Below are 17,552 nucleotides of genomic sequence, written 5' to 3'. Positions count from 1 at the left end.
GTGTTGTATTCCTCGAGGTGGGTTGGTGGGGTGAGATCAGTCCGCAGACTCGAGTTCTCGGCTCCGTTCCGCGTGATGGCAGGCGACGAGGCCGCCTTCGAGCGGACGAGGACCGGGGTCGTCGTTCAGGCACAGCTGTCTGTCGCTGTCCGGCAGCAGGGTGAACAGCGGGCAGCGGGTGCGGAAGTTGCACCCTGAGATCTCATCGGTCGGACTCGGCAGGTCGCCGGTGAGCAGCACCCGTTCGCGTGAGCGTTCGACCTCGGGGTCGGGTACCGGGATCGCCGACATCAGCGCCCTGGTATAGGGGTGCCGCGGGTGACGATAGAGAGCATCGGATTCGCCGTACTCGACGATCCGACCGAGATACATCACGGCCACGAAGTCCGAGATCTGCCGGACGACTGCGAGGTCGTGGGCGACGAACAGATAGGACAGTCCCAAGGTGTCTCGAAGGTCCTCGAGCAGATTGATCACACCGGCCTGGACGGAGACGTCGAGGGCCGAGACGGGTTCGTCGAGGACGAGCAGCTTCGGATTCGTCACCAGTGCCCGAGCAATCCCGATGCGCTGCCGCTGACCACCAGAGAACTCGTGCGGATAGCGCTCGGCCATCGACGCATCGAGACCGACGAGTTCGAGCATCTCGGCGACCTTGTCATTGCGCTCCTTGGCCGGCACCTTATGCACGGTCAGCGGTTCGGCGATCACTTCGCCGACCGGCAGACGCGGGTCGATCGCGGCCATCGGATCCTGGAAGACGACTTGGACGTCCTTGCGCATGGCCAGACGTTCGCGCTTGTTCAGGTCCGCGACGTCGATGCCGTTGATGACCAGCCGCCCCTTCTGCGGAGCGACCATCTCCAGAACCTCGCCGATCGTCGTCGACTTCCCACAGCCGGATTCGCCGACCAGACCGAGAGTCTGCCCGGTCCTGATCTCGAGGTCGATTCCGTCGACGGCCTTCACCGTGCCGATCTGTCGTTTGAACACCGCCCCCTTGAGCAGCGGGAAGTGCTTCTGCAGACCGGTGACCTCAAGGATGTTCGGCGCCGAATCGTCTCTCACCCGAGTCGCCACCGGATCGGGACGCGGGTAGATGTCTGTGGCCGCCAGATCGCCCCGGGCGATCTCGTCAGCACGGTGGCAGGCAGCCTGCACCCCGGAGATTCCGTGTTCGACGAGGTCGGGCTCGACCTCGCGGCATCGGTCGACCGCGATCGGGCAGCGCGGTGCGAAAGGGCACCCCGGGGCCAGATTCGACAGCGACGGCGGTTTGCCCTCCAGCGGAACGAGTCGCTGGGTTCCCGCGGTCGCGAGGTTCGGCACAGACCGCAGCAGTCCTGTTGTGTAGGGCATCTGCGGGCGGTGGAAGACCTGCTCCACTCCCCCGGTCTCGACGAGCCGACCGGCGTACATGACTGCGATCCGATCGGCGTTTCCGGCTACCACACCGAGGTCATGGGTGATGAGCACGATCGCGGCACCGGTGATCTCCCGCGCCTTCTGCAGCACGTCGAGGATCTGAGCCTGGATCGTCACGTCCAGGGCGGTCGTCGGCTCATCGGCGATGATGAGGTCGGGGTCGTTGGCGATCGCAATGGCGATCATCGCGCGCTGCCGCATGCCTCCGGAGAACTCGTGCGGGTACGATTTCACCCGCCGCTGGGCTCCGGGGATGCCGACAATCTCCAGCAGTTCGATCGCTCGTTCGTTCGCCGCTTCCTTCGACAGGCTCGGATCGTGGATGAGCAGCCCCTCACAGATCTGCTCGCCGATCGTGTAGACGGGCGTCAGGGCCGACAGCGGGTCCTGGAAGACCATCGCGATCTCGCGGCCGCGCAGCTGCGACATCTGATGGTCGCTCATATCCAGCAGCGACTGCCCGCGGTACCGGATGGAGCCGGCGACCTGTGCGGTCGAGGGAAGAAGTCCCATCACTGCCATCGAGGAGACGGATTTGCCGGAGCCGGATTCGCCGACGATGCCGAGGAATTCGCCCGGTCTGACCGCGTAGTCGACTCCGCGGACGGCGTGGACGTCGCCCTTGGGGTTGGGGAAGGTCACGGTCAGATCGCTGACCTCGAGGATCGGCTCGGCCGCACTGACGGAGTTGAGATCGATGTCAAGGGTTTCAGTCACGGTTGACTCCTGATGTCGGATCGATCGCATCGCGCAGGGCATCGGCCATCAGGCTGATGGCGAAGAGCATGAGCACGAGGACGCCTGCGGGGAAGACGAACAGCCAGGGGCGGGTGGCAGCGGCTCCTGACCCATCGGCCAGCAGCGTGCCGATCGAAACGTCGGGTTTCTGGATGCCTAAGTTGAAATAGCTCAGTGAGGTCTCGGCGATGATCGCGGAGACGACGCCGAGGGTCGCATCGACGATGAGGATCGAGGCCACGTTCGGGATGATGTGGCGGCTGAGGATCTTCGGCGTCGACACCCCCATGTATCGAGCAGCTCGGACGAAGTCGCGGTCCTTGATCGCCTTCGTCTGGTTGCGCACGACCTGAGCCATGATCATCCATCCGAAGAGCACGAGGAAGACGACGATCGCCATCCAGGACAGCTGCCGCAGCAGCGGTGCCATGAGCACGAGGATGAAGAACGCGGGCAGCACGAGCAGGAGATTGATGAACCACACGATGACCGCTTCGACGCGGCCGCCGAAGTACCCGGCCGCTGATCCGATGATCGCTGCCAGGATGCTCGCCGCCGGGCCGGCGATGATGCCGATGAGCAGGGATTTCTGCAGTCCGACCACGGTCTGGGCGTAGATGTCCTGACCGATCGTATTGGTGCCGAACCAGTGCTGGGCGCTCGGGCCTTCGTTGAGGGCGAAGACGTCCTGGTCCGTCGGCGAGTAGATGTTGATGGTGTTGCCGAACAGGGCGAAGAGGACGAAGAACGCGAGCAGGATTCCGCCGACCCAGAAACGCGGGGTCGCGCGCAGCCGCCGCCAGATGAGCGTCGCCCGGGAGGTCGGCTTCGCACGCTTCGGCACCACCTCAGTGTCGGAATGTGTGGAGATCGGGATGTCTGTTGCCATGTCAGATCCTCACTCTCGGGTCGAGTGCGGCGTAGAGGACCTCGGACAGGGTCGAGGCCAGCAGCGTGAGCACTGCGACGAAGAGGACGGAGCCTGCTGCCGCATTGATATCGGACTGCAGGATGGAGTTGATGGTGAACTGGCCCATGCCGTTCCAGGAGAAGACGACCTCGAGCATCGAGGAGCCCGCGACCAGCGTGCCGAACGCGTAGGCGAAGTAGGTCGACATCGGGATGAGCGCGACGCGCACTCCGTGTTTGACGAGCGCGGTCTTGCGGGTGCGGCCCTTGGCGCGAGCGGTTCTGATGAAGTCCGAGGCGAGCACATCGAGCATGACCGAACGCTGGTAGCGCGAATACGTCGCGGCGCCCATGAGCACAAGTGCCAGCGTGGGCAACAGCATGTGTGAGATCTGGTCGGTGAACCACGGGAGGAACCCGGGGTCGATATCGGCCGAATAGTCCCCCGAGAATCGGATGAGCGTCGTGCCGATCATATTGTTGAAACCGGTCGCGATGATCATCAGGAGCACACCGATGACGAACGTCGGAGTGGCGATGATGAGATAGGACGCGTAGGTCACTGTCTGATCAGATGCCTTGTACTGCCTGACGGCTCCCCACACGCCGAGGATCACACCGAGCAGGGCTCCGATGATCGAACCGATGAGCAGGAGCTTGAGGCTGACACCGGCGCGGATGACGATCTCCTGCAGCACCGGAGAGTTGTGCACCGTCGTGCCGAAGTCACCGTGGAGGAAGATCTTCGTCAGCCAGTCCCAGGTTCTCTCGAGGACCGGGACATCGGGATTCGTGCCGTGGCCGTTGAGGATGTTCTGGATCGATGCTTCCGACAGCGGCGGATTCTGACCGCGGTACCGGGAGGCCGGATCCATGAACGAGCTGGAGGTGATGTAGGCGGTGACCGTCGCGATGAACGCGAGGATGAAGTAGTTGATGAACCGCCGCAAAACGTATTTTCCCATGGCGCCGACTACGCCACCGCGATCAGACTGCCCTCACTGTGGTTCACGGAATGGTGCATCGGACCGGGAAGCTGGGAATAGATCTCATGGCGAATCGGGAAGGTGGTGACAGTCATCAACGTTCAAGGGTCCTTTGGGATATTCGGTGCGTAGGCCAGTCGAGATGTGAGAAGCCTCAATGGCTCCTCATAAACGACTGAGCATATTTCGCACTGTATCACTATGTGACCCACCGCACAAACGTCTCCTGCCGTGCCGATTGCAACAAGGCCCCGTGTCCCCCGGAAAACCGCGCGACACGCCGAAGTAACTTTTCGGTAACTGTAGTTTCGTGTCGCACGGTCAATTCGACCCACGCTGTGATCAGGGGCGTTCCCCAACGAAATCGCCGAGGCGGTGCAGACGTGATGTCTGCACCGCCTCGGCGATGATGGAACCTATCCGATTCGCTGAGCGTCACCCGGAAGCGGACTGCGTCAGCAAGAGGCCTTGAACTGGCTCAGTAGCAGACCGCGCCCTTCGACGCCGACTGCACGAGCTTTGCGTACTTACCGAGCACGCCGGTCAGGCGGTGGTTCTCGGGCAGCGTCCAGGACTTACGACGCTCGGCCAGCACCTCCTCGTCGACGTGGAGCTCGATCGAGCGAGCCGCGATGTCGACGGTGATCTTGTCGCCGTCCTCGACGAGCGCGATCGGACCGCCGTCGACCGCCTCGGGGGCGATGTGGCCGATGCACAGACCGGTCGAACCGCCGGAGAAGCGACCGTCGGTGAGCAGCAGGACGTCCTTGCCGATGCCCGCGCCCTTGATGGCACCGGTGATCGCGAGCATCTCGCGCATTCCGGGCCCGCCCTTGGGGCCTTCGTAGCGGATGACGACGACGTCGCCCTTCTTCAGCTCGCCGCCCAGCACGGCGTCCATCGCCGGCTTCTCCTGGTCGAAGACGCGCGCGGTGCCTTCGAAGACGTCGGCGTCGAAACCGGCGGACTTCACGACGGCACCTTCGGGGGCCAGCGATCCCTGCAGCACGGTGAGGCCGCCGGTGGCATGGATCGGATTGCTCAGCGCACGCAGGATCTTCCCGTCGGGGTCCGGCGGGTTGATCGACTCGAGGTTCTCGGCCACGGTCTTGCCGGTCACGGTCAGGCAGTCTCCGTTGAGCAGACCCGCGTCGAGGAGGGCCTTCATGATCACGGGCACGCCGCCGATCTTGAAGACGTCGTTCATCACATACTGGCCGAAGGGCTTGACGTTGCCCAGGTGCGGGACCTTGTCGCCGATGCGGTTGAAGTCGTCGAGCTCCAGCGTCACTCCGGCCTCGTGCGCGATGGCCAGGAGGTGGAGCACTGCATTGGTCGATCCGCCGAAGGCCATGACCACGGCGATCGCATTGTGGAGCGATTCGCGGGTGATGATGTCCTTCGCGGTGATGCCCTGACGCAGCAGGTTGACGACCGCCTCGCCGGACTTGCGGGCGAACATCGTGCGGTTGCGGTGGATCGCCGGCGGAGCGGCCGAACCCGGCAGCGACATGCCCATCGCCTCGGCGGCCGAGGCCATCGTGTTCGCGGTGTACATTCCGCCGCACGCGCCCTCGCCGGGGCAGACGGCGCGTTCGATGGCGTCGACGTCCTTCTGGGACATGATGCCCGCGCGGCAGGCGCCGACTGCTTCGAACGCGTCGATGAGGGTGACTTCCTTCTCCGAGCCGTCCTCCATCTTCGCGGTGCCGGGCATGATCGAACCGTTGTAGAGGAAGACGCTCGACAGTCCCAGGCGGGCGGAGGCCATGAGCATTCCGGGGATCGACTTGTCGCAGCCGGCCATGAGCACGGAGCCGTCGAGTCGTTCGGCGCTCATCACGGTCTCGACGGAGTCGGTGATGACCTCACGTGAGACCAGCGAGTAGTGCATGCCTTCGTGGCCCATCGAGATTCCGTCCGAGACGGAGATGGTGCCGAATTCCAGCGGGAAGCCACCGGCCTCGTGGACGCCCTCTTTGGCGGCCGAACCGAGACGCTGCAGCGACATGTTGCAGGGGGTGATCTCGTTCCACGAGGTCGCGATCGCAACCTGCGGCTTCACCCAGTCGTCGTCGCCCATGCCGACGGCGCGAAGCATTCCACGCGCGGCAGTGGCTTCGAGACCGTCAGTGACATCGCGAGAACGGGGTTTGATGTCGGGAGTGGTGGTGTCTGTATCGATGCTCATGCAGGCATGCTACGCCCGATTTCAGCATCCGCATGCCGGACTCTCGCATGGTGGAACCTCTCGTGGGCACCATGCGGGAGTCCGGCGGCACTGCGGTGTTCGGGGCCCGCTTAGGTCAGGTTGGCGTGACCTATTGACCGCGCTTCAGGCCTGCTGTGCGCGACAGCTCCGGCTTTCTGTTGACCGCGCCTCAGGCCTTGATGAGATTGACCGGCTGCTCTCCGTCGTTGATCCGCCTGACCTGCGCGGCGAGGATCTTCACGACCCGTGGTTCGAACGCCGAGGTGTCTCCTCCGACGTGGGGTGTGATGAGGGTGTTCGGGGTGCCCCACAGCGCGTGGTTGCGCGGCAGCGGCTCCGGGTCGGTGACGTCGAGTGCGGCATGGAGTCGTCCGGTGGCAAGCTCTGCCACGAGCGCGTCCGTATCGACGACCTTGCCGCGAGCGACGTTGACGATGAGCGCATTGTCGGGAAGCAAGCTGAGGAACTCCGCGTCGACGAGGTGGTGCGTCCCTTCGTTGAGCGGGGTGATGAGCACGACCACCTCGGTGTGAGGCAGAAGCCTCGGCAGCTCGTCGACGCCGTGGATCTTCCCGCGTTCGTCCTCACGCGCGGTCGAGGCGACGCGGGTGAGCTGGACCTCGAAGGGGTCGAAGCGGTCGGCGATGGCCGAGCCGATCTCACCGACGCCGATGATCATCACGCGTCGGTCCTGCAGCGAACGGTAGCGGTGGTGCTCCCACACCCGCGAGACCTGCGAGCGCACGGCGTCGTCGATTCCGCGCAGACTGGCCAGGGTCAGCGCCAGCGCGAGCTCGGCGGTGCCTCCCGTGTGCACGCCGGAGGCGGTCGCGACCTGGATTCCACGCTCGGGCAGGTGGGCGACGGGGTCGTATCCGGTCGTCTGCGTGATGACCATACGCAGATTGGGCAGCTCGTCGAGCAGTTCGATCGTCGGCTCGGAATTCAGGTACGGCAGGATCACGACGTCGACGTCGTCACGGCTGAGCTTGGCCGACCGTTCGGCGTCGGAGAAGACGACGAGGTCGACATTAGCGCGTTGGTGAGCCGGGATCTGAGCGATCACACGATTGCGGAGCTCGGAGTTCGGGAAGGCGATTGTGGTGATGGACATGCCCTCATTGTGGCACGCAGTCTCAGACCATGCCGAGACGTTCGTCACTCTGAGATGACCGGCCTCAGCTCTCAGGCAGTGCCCACCTCACCCCTCGACCGACACCTGTCTCAGTTCGCCGGCAGCGCTTTCCCGATCCGAGTGAAGACGGCTTCGATCACCTCGAGCTCGGCGTCACTGACATGGTCGAAGAAGACCTCGTCGACATAGCTCTTGTGCCGGGAGCCGGCGGACAGGAAGGCCCGCGCTCCCGCCTCGGTCAGCGCCACATTGTGAGCACGCCCATCCCCGGGGCACTGAGTCTTCGTCACCAGTCCCGCCTCAACGAGGACCTTGATCCGATAGTTCAGCCGCGAGGGTGAGAAGACGAGCTTCTTCGCCAGGGCGCTCATCGTCAGCGTCCGCTCCGGCGCCTCCCACAGCAGGAGCAGAGTGTTGTAGTCGCTGACGTCGAGCCCCGCATCGTCCTTGAGCTGGGCCTCGAGGGCCTGACGCAGGCGCTGCGAGGTCTCGAAGTAGGTTCGCCACGCGTTCTGCGCCAGCGCCTCCCTGCCGAGCCCGAATCTGATCTCCGTCATCTCAGCCCTCGAGCAGCTGCGCGAACGGAGTGACGTTCGCGGGGTCGAATTCGTCGACGAATCCGCGATTCGCCGAGGCCCCCGGGGCCGCACCCGCCCCTGCACGTGCGCGCGGATCGGGGTCGGCCACCTCGGCGAGGTCGTAGCTTCCGGCCCCGCTGATCGGTGCGGTCAGGGACACGAGCTCCTCCCCCGCCTGGCGGATCCGGGCGGTCAGCGCCCGGCCGCCTGCGACGGTTCCCCAGTCGTCGGTCGCGGCGAAGACCGTCGTGGGCACGACGATGCCCTTGAGGTAGGACAGCATCGGCCGCAGCACGGCGTCCCCGGCCAGGGAATGCCGGGCGGTGCCGCCGGTGGAGGCGATGAGCACGGGCTTGCGGCTCAACGCCTTGTCGTCGATGAGCTGCCAGAACAGGGTGTGCAGACCGACAGGAGCGGCCTTGTACACCGGCGCGACCGTGACGATCGCATCGGCTGCGGCGATGGTCGCGAAGGCCGTCTCCAGCGCTTCGGAGCGGAACCCGGTCAGGGTCATGTCCGTGAGCGCGGTGGCGAGGCTGCGGACGTTGATGACGTCCGTGGTCACGTCGCTGCCCACCGATTCCCCCGCCGAGGCGGCGGATGCCAGGATCCGGTTCGTGAGCTTGAGCGTGGTCGAGTCCTCGCTGAGCGAGGTGGTCACGGCCACGATATTCATCGTCTTCGTGCTCATCAGCGGTCGGCTCCTTCCCGTGTCGCATCCTGGGCGTCGTTCCCGGCGGACTCGGCGGCGCGTGCCTGGCGGTCCTCGAAGGCACGTGATCCTTCTCCGCCGCCGGGGATCGGATCCCGGCCTTCGCAGTGGCGGATGACCAGCGACTCGTGCGTCGGGGCATCGGGGACATCGGCCGGGCGGCCCTTCGCGAACTCCTCGCGGAGGACGGGGATGACCTCTTCGCCGAGCAGGTCGAGCTGTTCGAGCACCGTCTTCTGCGGCAGTCCCGCATGGTCGATGAGGAAGAGCTGACGCTGGTAGTCGCCGGCCCAGTCGCGGAAGCTCAGGGTGCGCTCGATGACCTGCTGGGGTGACCCGACGGTCAGCGGAGTCTGCGTCGAGAAGTCCTCGAGGCTGGGTCCGTGGCCGTAGACCGGGGCATTGTCGAAGTAGGGTCGGAACTCGCGGACGGCGTCCTGGGAGTTCTTGCGCATGAACACCTGACCGCCGAGGCCGACGATCGCCTGGCTGGCCGTGCCGTGGCCGTAGTACTCGAAGCGCTGGCGGTAGAGCTGAACCATCCGGGCGGTGTGCGAGGTCGGCCAGAAGATGTTGTTGTGGAAGAACCCGTCGCCGTAGTAGGCGGCCTGTTCGGCGATCTCGGGGCTGCGGATCGAACCGTGCCACACGAACGGCGGAACCTCGTCCAGTGGGGTCGGGGTGACGGTGAAGCCGTTGAGAGGAGTGCGGAACTTGCCTTCCCAGTCGAGGTTCTTCTCACGCCACAGACGGTAGAGCAGGTTGTAGTTCTCGACCGCCAGCGGGATGCCGGCACGGATGTCCTTGCCGAACCACGGGTAGACGGGACCGGTGTTGCCGCGGCCCATGATCAGGCTGATGCGACCGTCGGAGAGGTGCTGCGCGTAGGAGTAGTCCTCGGCGATGCGCACGGGATCGGTCGTGGTGATGAGCGTCGTCGCCGTGGAGAGTTCGAGTGTCTGCGTCTGTGCGGCGATGTTGGACAGCAGGATCGGCGGATTCGCCGGTGCCACGAAGGGCGGGTTGTGGTGCTGACCGGTGGCGAAGACGTCGAGTCCGACTTCCTCGGCCTTCTTGGCGATCTCGACGGTGTTCTTGATCCGCTGGTGTTCGCTGACGGTGGTGCCGTCAGTGGGGTCGGTGGTGACATCGCCGATTGTGAAGATTCCGAATTCCATGGCGCCTCCTGCGTCTGGGCTCCTGCGGCTTGAGCGGCCGCCCCGCTGAATGAACTCACTTCAATTTTGAAGTAACTAGTTGAAAGCTTAACAGACGTGGTCTCAGAAGTATTCCCGACCCCTGGGCGGTCACCTGAGTGCATCGCGAGTCCATGACCGCAAACGGTCGATTGTCGGGTCGATCCCCGGTGGTTCCAGCCCGGCTCTCACCGTGGAACGACCCGACAAAGCACGACAAGCGGCTCCCGCCCGGAGGCAGGAGCCGCTGTTGACGCCCGGAGGCAGGAGCCGCTTTTGGCACCCGTAGGCAGGAGCCGCCTCAGATCCAGAGCGCGGGGTCCTCGAGCACGAAATCCGGGTGTTTCACCGAACCGTCATCCGCAGATGCCTTCGCCGGGGCGGCGCCGTCCTTCTTCTTCGGGCGCACGGTCGCGGGAATGCCCACGGCGCTCGAGTCGGCCGCCACGTCCTTGACGACGACGGCATTGGCTCCGACCGCGGAGTTGTCGCCGACGACGACCGGGCCGAGGATCTTCGCCCCGGCGCCGACGAGCACGTGGTTGCCGATCGTCGGGTGGCGCTTCGTCTGTGCCATCGATGTGCCGCCGAGGGTCACCTGGTGATAGAGCATGACGTCGTCGCCGATCTCCGAGGTCTCGCCGATGACGACGCCGTTGGCGTGGTCGATGAAGAATCGACGCCCGATCTGCGCCCCCGGGTGGATCTCCACGCCGGTCAGCGTCCTCACCAGCTGGGACATCAGTCGCGCGGGCACCTTTCCAGCATCGTGCTGCCACAGGCGGTGGAGTCCGCGGTGGGCCCAGATGGCATGCATCCCCGGGTAGGACACCAATGAGACGAAATCATTGCGCGCCGCCGGATCTCGCCGCTTCACCGTCTCAAGGTCTTCTTTGAGCGTCTCGCGCACACCGGGTCGGCTCAGCCCATAGGCTGCCGCACCGGCGGCCGCCGCGGCCGCTGTCCACAGTGCCTTCATCGTTGACTCCCCCTGCTCATTCGTCTTGGTCTGTCTCGTGCAAGTCGGATCCGGGCGGAAGAATTCCCGCAGCGGTCCGACATCGGACTCTGCAGACAGCGAGGGCGCCAAACCGAAGTCTGACGCCCTCGTGCCGCTGCCATGGAGTCAGTCCATGTACTCGGCAAACAGCGGAGTCGACAGATACCGCTCGCCGTAGCTGGGGATGATGACGACGACGCGCTTGCCGGCGTTCTCCGGTCGAGACGCGACCTTTTCGGCAGCGAAGAGTGCGGCGCCGGAGGAGATGCCGACGAGCAGGCCCTCTTCGAGAGCGACGGCGCGAGCCCGCTCGAAGGCGTCGTCGTTGTCGACATCGACGACTTCGTCGTAGATATCGGTGTTGAGCACCTTGGGCACGAAGTTCGCGCCGAGGCCCTGGATCGCGTGCGGTCCGGCCGTGCCTTCGGTCAGCAGCGGCGAAGCGGCGGGCTCGACGGCGATGATCTTCACATCCGGGTTGGCCTCACGCAGCGCGGCTCCCGCACCGGTGATGGTCCCGCCCGTGCCGATGCCGGAGACGAAGATGTCGACCTTGCCATCGGTGTCGGCGAGGATCTCTGGACCGGTGGTGGCCTTGTGGATCTCGGCATTGGCCTGGTTCTCGAACTGGCGCACGAGGACGGCGCCGTCGGAAGCAAGCTCTTCGGCCTTGGCCACTGCCCCCTTCATACCTTCGGCCTTGTCGGTGAGGACGAGTTCGGCACCGAAGGCGCGCAGCAGGGCGCGACGTTCCTTCGACATCGACTCGGGCATCGTCAGCTTGACCTTGTAACCGCGGGAGGTGCCGACCATCGCCAGAGCGATGCCGGTGTTGCCGGAGGTGGCTTCGACGATCGTTCCGCCGGGCTGCAGTTCACCGGACTTCTCAGCCGCGTCGATCATCGCCACACCGATGCGATCCTTGACGGAGTTGCCCGGGTTGTACGATTCGAGCTTCGCAACGATTTCGGCGCCGGAGCGTTCACTGGCCTTGTTGACGCGGATCAGCGGAGTACGGCCGACCAGATCGGAGACGTTGTTGAAGATGGTCAAAGTAAGTCCTTTCACGCTTCTGTGTGCACCCGCCGTCACAGGCCTCTCACCACTCGGCAGAGCTGTTCCGGCAAGCGTTGAGCGACAGCTTTCATCTCGTGGTCCGAGACGGCTTGCCCTCATCATAACCACGCCGACCCTGAACGTGTTCCCAGATATGTTGCTCAACAATCTGTGTTCGCTGGCGGCGAAACTATATGACGTTCCGTATCACAGGCTGGGAGCGGTCGCATATCTATCCATCTGCCGCAGGTCCGAATCGGAACAACCGCTGAGCAATCGGTGGACATGATCACCGAGGCGGTTCTCCCTGACGCTCATGCCCGACCATGGTCGTCAGGCTGAGGCTGAGACGGTCTCCGGTGACCGATACGATTATCCCCATGGCTATTCATCCCATCGTCGTCTACGGCGAGCCCGTTCTGCATCGTCGTGCCGAGAAGATCACCGAGTTCGACGAGGACCTTGCCGAACTCGTCGCAGACATGCACGAGACACTCGATGCCAGCAACGGAGTCGGCCTGGCCGCGCCGCAGATCGGCGTCGGCAAGTCCATCTTCGTGTACAACGCCGATGACGACTATGGTGTGCGTCGTCGCGGCACCTTCGTCAATCCCGTGCTCATCTCATCGAAGGTCCCCGATACCCGTCCCGATCCGGACGACGAGACGGAAGGGTGCCTGTCGGTGCCGAGTCTCGATTTCCCCCTCAAACGTGCCGACAGGGTCACCGTCAACGGCTTCGATGAGAAAGGCGAACCGGTGACGCTGAGTGCGGAAGGGTGGTTCGCGCGCATCATGCAGCACGAATACGACCACCTGCAGGGAACCCTCTACGTCGACCGCCTCGATAAGCGCTGGTCGAAGAAGTGGAAGAAGGCCCAGGAAGCGCATGGCTACAACCAGCCGGGCCTGTCATGGATGCCGGGAGTCGACCCCGACCCCTTCGGTCACTGAGCCGGAGCCGAGCCTAAGCCTCGAGTTCGTCCACGGATTTCTGAGCTGCGGCCAACCGGGTGTCGAAGTCGTCGAAATCATCGGCAGTCTGGTCGAGTTCGGCAACGAGTCCGGAGATGATCGACGACTGCGAGTCCGCGTCGATGCGCAGCTCCCTGAACTGCCAATCAGCGGAATCGTCGGCGGCGGTGCGAGACAGCACGTCGAGCACCCGATCACCGAGCTCGCGGGAGCGTTCGGAGTTGTGCAGCAGCATGAGCTGCTGATCGAGTTCGAGGAGGCGTTCGTAGTAGTCGTGCATCGACTCCACGCGGCGTGCCATGGACGAGAACGCGACGGCCAGCTTCGACAGATAGGTCTCCACCGACTTCGCGGTCCCCGCATCACGGATGCCCTCGATCTCCTCGCGGAGGCTGACGAGTTCCTGCAGCCGCACGCCGATGGAGGCCACGGCGTGGTCGAGATCGACGCGCGAGACGTGGTCTTTGAGTATCGGATGGGTCCAGGCGCGGGTGCGCACGATCTTGCGGGCGATCGTGACCGCGAGATGGAACAGACGCTGCTCGTCGGTGTCCCGGCCCTCCTTGCGCCCGGGCAGATAGCCGAGACTGGCCGGAGTCACCCACTGGGCGCCTGAGACCTTGCGCCGGTTCTTGCGGCTCAGTCGCTTCGGATCACGGAAGTATTTGGGGCCGGTGACGGCGGCGAAGATTCCGGTGCCCAGAGCAGTGGCCGCACCCATCCCGCCGAAGGTCAGAGCGGCATCGGCGAACCCCGAGACCAGGGCCAGTCCTCCGGGCGCCGCGAACCCAGCGGTCACGGCGGTGCCGGCGGCGGTGCCGCCCTTGAACAGGACGCTGGAACGGAAGAAGTTCCGGCTCATCCCACCAGTGAGCATGATCGCGCTCGGCGCTCCGGCCGTGTAGCGGTATCCGCGGGCACTCCAAGCGCGCAGCACCGCCTCGTTGACGCTGTCGGGCACGAGCACCCGGTAGATCGGCGCGGTCTTCCCGCATTCCCTCTTCCACAGCGATTTCCACTCAGACACCGCTTCACCTCCACGCGTGTGGGTCACGCTCTTGGCCCTGTCCTGGCGGGCCATCGGCTGCGGGGAATGCGAACAGCCACACCCTCCGCTGTGTTCGGGAACCCGGTCGGTTCCCTTGGACGCACAGTCTAGAGGGTGTGGCTGGATCAATCCTGAGTCCTGCTCGGCGCTGTCAGGCGCCGGCGTCGACCAGAATCGGAGTCGGACCCGGACTCAGACGCCCAACTTGGCGAGGATGAGGTCCTTGGCCTTTCCGGCATCGGCCTGTCCGCGGGTGGCCTTCATGATCGGGCCCATGAGCGCGCCGATGGCCTGCATCTTTCCGCCCTTGATCTTCTCGACCACATCGGGGTTGGCAGCGATGGCCTCCTCGACGGCGGCTTCGAGTGCCCCGGTGTCCTCGACGATCTCGAGATCGCGGGCGGCCATCACCTCGGCGGGATCACCCTCGCCGGCGGCGACTCCAGCCAACACGTCCTTAGCCAGTTTGTCGTTGAGTTTGCCTTGGCCGATGAGGTCGACGAGTCCTGCCACCTGAGCGGGGGTGACGATCTCGGTGGGGTGCTTGTCCTCCTGGTTGGCCAGGCGGGCGACCTCACCGGTCCACCACTTGCGTGCATTCGCGGGCTTCGCACCGGCGGTGACGGTGTCCTCGATGGCTTCGAGGAGTCCGGCGTTGACGATGTCGCGCATCTCCAGGTCGGAGAACTTCCATTCCCCGAGGAGGCGGCGACGCTTCTGCGCCGGCAGCTCGGGCAGGCTCGCCCGCAGCTGGTCGACCCATTCGCGGGACGGCTGCAGCGGCACGAGGTCGGGCTCGGGGAAGTACCGGTAGTCGTCGGCGTCGGACTTCGGTCGTCCCGAGGAGGTCTCTCCGGTCTCCTCGTGGAAGTGACGGGTCTCCTGGACGACCTTCTCCCCCGCCTCGAGGAGGGTCGCCTGGCGGGCGATCTCGAAGCGCACTGCGCGTTCGATCGAGCGGAAGGAGTTGACGTTCTTCGTCTCCGTACGGGTGCCCAGCGGTGCCTCGGCATTCTCCCGCAAGGATACGTTGACGTCGGCGCGGACATTGCCCTGTTCCATGCGGGCTTCGGAGACATCGAGGGCGCGGAAGATGTCCCTCAGGGTCCGCACATAGGCGGCGGCCACCTCGGCGGCCCGCTCCCCCGTCACGGTGATCGGGTGGGTGACGATCTCCACGAGCGGCACACCGGCGCGGTTGTAGTCGACGAGGGAATGGTCGGCGCCCTGGATGCGGCCGGTGGCCCCTCCCACGTGGGTGTTCTTGCCGGCGTCTTCCTCCATGTGAGCTCGCTCGACGGGGACGGTGACGATGGTGCCGTCCTCGAGCTCGACCTCGACCTGTCCTTCGGCCGCGATGGGCTCATCGGACTGGCTGGTCTGGAAGTCCTTGGGCACGTCCGGGTAGAAGTAGTTCTTGCGGGCGAACCGGCAGGTTTCGGCGATCTCGCAGCCGAGTGCCAGACCGATCTTGATCGCGTACTCCACCCCCTTCTCGTTGACCACGGGCAGGGAGCCGGGCAGCCCGAGGGAAGTGGGGGTCACGTTCGTGTTCGGTCCGCCGCCGAAGGTGTTGGGTGCGGCGTCGAACATCTTGGTCGCGGTGCCGAGTTCGACGTGGACCTCGATGCCGATGACCGGATCGTATTTCTTGATCGCGTCTTCGTATTTCACTTGGCGTTCAGTCCTTCCGCGAGAGTGTCGAGCACGCGTCCGCCGGCGGATTCGAGTGCGGCTTCCAAGGGTCCGGCCACCTCGTAGAGCTTGACGTCCTCACGGGCCGGAGCCAGGATCTGGAAGCCGACGGGCAGACCATCGGCCAGGCCCGCGGGCAGGGACAGTCCGGGAATTCCGGCGAGGTTCGCCGGGATCGTCGCGACGTCGCCTAAGTAGAGGGCCATCGGGTCGGCGGCCTTCTCCGCGCCGAACTTCAGTGCGGTCGTCGGGGCGGTCGGGGACACGAGGACGTCTGCCGCAGCGAAGGCCTTCGCGAAGTCGTTCTGGACCAGGGTGCGGATCTTCTGCGCCGAACCGTAGTAGGCGTCGTAGTAACCGGCCGACAGGGCGTAGGTGCCGAGGATGATGCGGCGCTTGACCTCATCACCGAAGCCTGCAGCACGAGTGGCCGACATGACGGTCTCGGCGGTGACGGGACCGGACTCGGGTTCGACGCGCAGGCCGTAGCGCATGCCGTCGTAGCGGGCGAGGTTCGACGACACCTCGGAGGGCATGATGAGGTAGTAGGCGTCGAGGGCGTAGGAGATCGACGGGCAGTCGACCTCGACGATCTCGGCACCTGCGGCGGCAGCGGTTTCCAGCGCTGCGGTGAACGCGGTGCGGACTCCGTCCTGGTATCCCTCACCGGCCAGCTGCTTGATGACGCCGAGCTTCTTGCCCTTGAGGTCGCTGGTCTGGGCGGCGGTCAGGAATCCGCCGACCTCGTCGGGCAGTGAGGTCGAGTCGAGCGGATCGTGTCCGGCCAGCAGTTCGTGCAGGGCGGCGGCGTCGGCGACGTTGCGGCCCATCGGTCCGACCTGGTCGAGGCTCGAGGCCATGGCGATGATGCCGAAGCGCGAGATCGACCCGTAGGTCGGTTTGACGCCGACGGTGCCGGTGAACGCGGCGGGCTGGCGGACGGATCCGCCGGTGTCGGTGCCCACGGACAGCGGGGCCTGGAATCCGGCAAGCGCTGCGGCCGCGCCGCCGGAGGAACCGCCGGGCACGTGGTCGAGGTTCCATGGGTTGCGGGTGTTGCCGAAGGCCGAGTGCTCGGTCGTCGATCCCATGGCGAATTCGTCGAGGTTGGTCTTGCCGAGCACCGGCAGTCCGGCGGCTTTGACCAAGGTGTGCACAGTCGATTCGTAGGGCGGAACCCAGTTCTCGAGCATCTTCGACCCGGCGGTCGTACGCGTGCCTTCGGTGACGACGAGGTCTTTCAGCGCCACCGGAACGCCGGCCAAGGCGTGGACGTCCTCACCGGCGGAGCGCTTGGCGTCGACGGCCTTCGCGGTCTCCAGGGCGAGTTCGTCGGTGACGGTGATGAAGGAGTTGAAGTCATCCTCGGTGGCGGAGATGCGGTCGAGGTGGGACTGCGTGACGTCGACGGAGGAGAACTCGCCGGACTTCAGTCCTGCGGCGAGTTCGAGGGCGCTTTTGTTCGTCAGTTCGGTCATCTCATTCCTCCCCGAGGATCTGCGGGACGAGGAACTTGTCGTCCTCGGCGGCCGGGGCCGAGGCCAGTGCCTGTTCGCTGGACAGCGTCTCACCCACGATGTCGGGGCGCATGACGTTCGTCAGCGGGATGGGGTGGCTGGTTGCGGGCACATCGTCGCCGGCCACTTCGTTGACCCTGGCGACGTTTCCCAGAATTGTGCTGAGATCACCGGCGAGCGATTTCAGCTCGTCCTCGCTCATGGCGATCCGAGACAGTGAAGCCAGATGCTCCACCTGTTCGGGGGTGATTGCGGAAGACTCCGTCATTCCCTGCCTTTCATCGTCGTTTTCACTCGCCCCCAGTCTAGTCTCTCCGCGGGGCGCCCTCCCGAAGTCCCGCTGTGACCTTCCCCCATTACTACCTGACGGC

At 65.1% G+C, this 17,552-nt stretch carries 15 protein-coding genes; 1 reads left to right on the top strand and 14 read right to left on the bottom strand.

The features are described from left to right. Positions 1 to 36 precede the first annotated feature (36 nt). The 10 genes from AD89_RS0112545 to cysK form a co-directional block, all read right to left on the bottom strand. Positions 37 to 2,142: an ABC transporter ATP-binding protein gene (locus AD89_RS0112545; RefSeq protein WP_025779383.1), complete on the bottom strand. Its 2,106-nt coding sequence runs from the start codon at positions 2,140 to 2,142 to the stop codon at positions 37 to 39. Beyond that, entirely contained in the window at positions 2,135 to 3,052 is a 918-nt protein-coding gene (locus tag AD89_RS0112540; protein ID WP_025779381.1) for an ABC transporter permease, read from the bottom strand. Before AD89_RS0112540 ends, AD89_RS0112545 begins: the two co-directional genes overlap by 8 nt. A 1-nt stretch (position 3,053) precedes the next feature. Further along, positions 3,054 to 4,037, bottom strand: coding sequence for an ABC transporter permease (locus tag AD89_RS0112535; protein ID WP_025779379.1), 984 nt, complete (start codon positions 4,035 to 4,037; stop codon positions 3,054 to 3,056). Between the two features lie 499 nt (positions 4,038 to 4,536). After that, positions 4,537 to 6,249 (bottom strand): dihydroxy-acid dehydratase, encoded by a 1,713-nt coding sequence (gene ilvD / locus AD89_RS0112525; protein WP_025779377.1) that lies wholly within the window; start codon positions 6,247 to 6,249, stop codon positions 4,537 to 4,539. A gap of 190 nt (positions 6,250 to 6,439) precedes the next feature. After that, positions 6,440 to 7,384 (bottom strand): 2-hydroxyacid dehydrogenase, encoded by a 945-nt coding sequence (locus tag AD89_RS0112520; protein WP_025779375.1) that lies wholly within the window; start codon positions 7,382 to 7,384, stop codon positions 6,440 to 6,442. A 110-nt stretch (positions 7,385 to 7,494) separates the two neighbouring features. Continuing rightward, the gene (locus AD89_RS0112515; RefSeq protein ID WP_025779374.1) at positions 7,495 to 7,962 is read right to left on the bottom strand and encodes a MarR family winged helix-turn-helix transcriptional regulator; all 468 of its coding nucleotides are present in this window, start codon (positions 7,960 to 7,962) and stop codon (positions 7,495 to 7,497) included. Between the two features lies 1 nt (position 7,963). After that, positions 7,964 to 8,674, bottom strand: coding sequence for an NAD(P)H-dependent oxidoreductase (locus AD89_RS18625; protein WP_231488648.1), 711 nt, complete (start codon positions 8,672 to 8,674; stop codon positions 7,964 to 7,966). Next, positions 8,674 to 9,873: an LLM class flavin-dependent oxidoreductase gene (locus AD89_RS0112505; protein WP_025779370.1), complete on the bottom strand. Its 1,200-nt coding sequence runs from the start codon at positions 9,871 to 9,873 to the stop codon at positions 8,674 to 8,676. Before AD89_RS0112505 ends, AD89_RS18625 begins: the two co-directional genes overlap by 1 nt. 319 nt (positions 9,874 to 10,192) lie before the next feature. Further along, on the bottom strand, positions 10,193 to 10,870 hold the full coding sequence (gene epsC / locus AD89_RS0112500) for a serine O-acetyltransferase EpsC (protein WP_025779368.1): 678 nt from the start codon (positions 10,868 to 10,870) through the stop codon (positions 10,193 to 10,195). 147 nt (positions 10,871 to 11,017) lie between these two features. After that, positions 11,018 to 11,944, bottom strand: a complete 927-nt coding sequence (cysK, locus tag AD89_RS0112495; protein ID WP_025779366.1) for a cysteine synthase A — start codon at positions 11,942 to 11,944, stop codon at positions 11,018 to 11,020. A gap of 383 nt (positions 11,945 to 12,327) precedes the next feature. On the opposite strand from cysK, the gene def reads away from it, so the two are divergent. Continuing rightward, the gene (def, locus tag AD89_RS0112490; RefSeq protein ID WP_025779365.1) at positions 12,328 to 12,900 is read left to right on the top strand and encodes a peptide deformylase; all 573 of its coding nucleotides are present in this window, start codon (positions 12,328 to 12,330) and stop codon (positions 12,898 to 12,900) included. Between the two features lie 13 nt (positions 12,901 to 12,913). Here the strand turns inward: def and AD89_RS0112485 are convergent, their stop codons facing one another. The 4 genes from AD89_RS0112485 to gatC form a co-directional block, all read right to left on the bottom strand. Continuing rightward, complete coding sequence (locus AD89_RS0112485) at positions 12,914 to 13,948, bottom strand: hypothetical protein (protein ID WP_025779363.1); 1,035 nt, start codon at positions 13,946 to 13,948, stop codon at positions 12,914 to 12,916. A gap of 213 nt (positions 13,949 to 14,161) precedes the next feature. Continuing rightward, on the bottom strand, positions 14,162 to 15,643 hold the full coding sequence (gatB, locus tag AD89_RS0112480) for an Asp-tRNA(Asn)/Glu-tRNA(Gln) amidotransferase subunit GatB (protein ID WP_025779361.1): 1,482 nt from the start codon (positions 15,641 to 15,643) through the stop codon (positions 14,162 to 14,164). Continuing rightward, positions 15,640 to 17,142, bottom strand: coding sequence for an Asp-tRNA(Asn)/Glu-tRNA(Gln) amidotransferase subunit GatA (gatA, locus tag AD89_RS0112475; RefSeq protein WP_025779360.1), 1,503 nt, complete (start codon positions 17,140 to 17,142; stop codon positions 15,640 to 15,642). Before gatA ends, gatB begins: the two co-directional genes overlap by 4 nt. A 1-nt stretch (position 17,143) precedes the next feature. Further along, entirely contained in the window at positions 17,144 to 17,449 is a 306-nt protein-coding gene (gene gatC, locus AD89_RS0112470; RefSeq protein ID WP_025779358.1) for an Asp-tRNA(Asn)/Glu-tRNA(Gln) amidotransferase subunit GatC, read from the bottom strand. Positions 17,450 to 17,552: the final 103 nt, after the last annotated feature.

This window comes from Brevibacterium sp. VCM10, from assembly GCF_000583215.1.
In the GTDB taxonomy this organism is placed as follows: Bacteria; Actinomycetota; Actinomycetes; order Actinomycetales; family Brevibacteriaceae; genus Brevibacterium; species Brevibacterium linens.
Note: the sequence above shows the minus strand (reverse complement) of the source record. Positions and strands in the feature narration are given on the sequence as shown.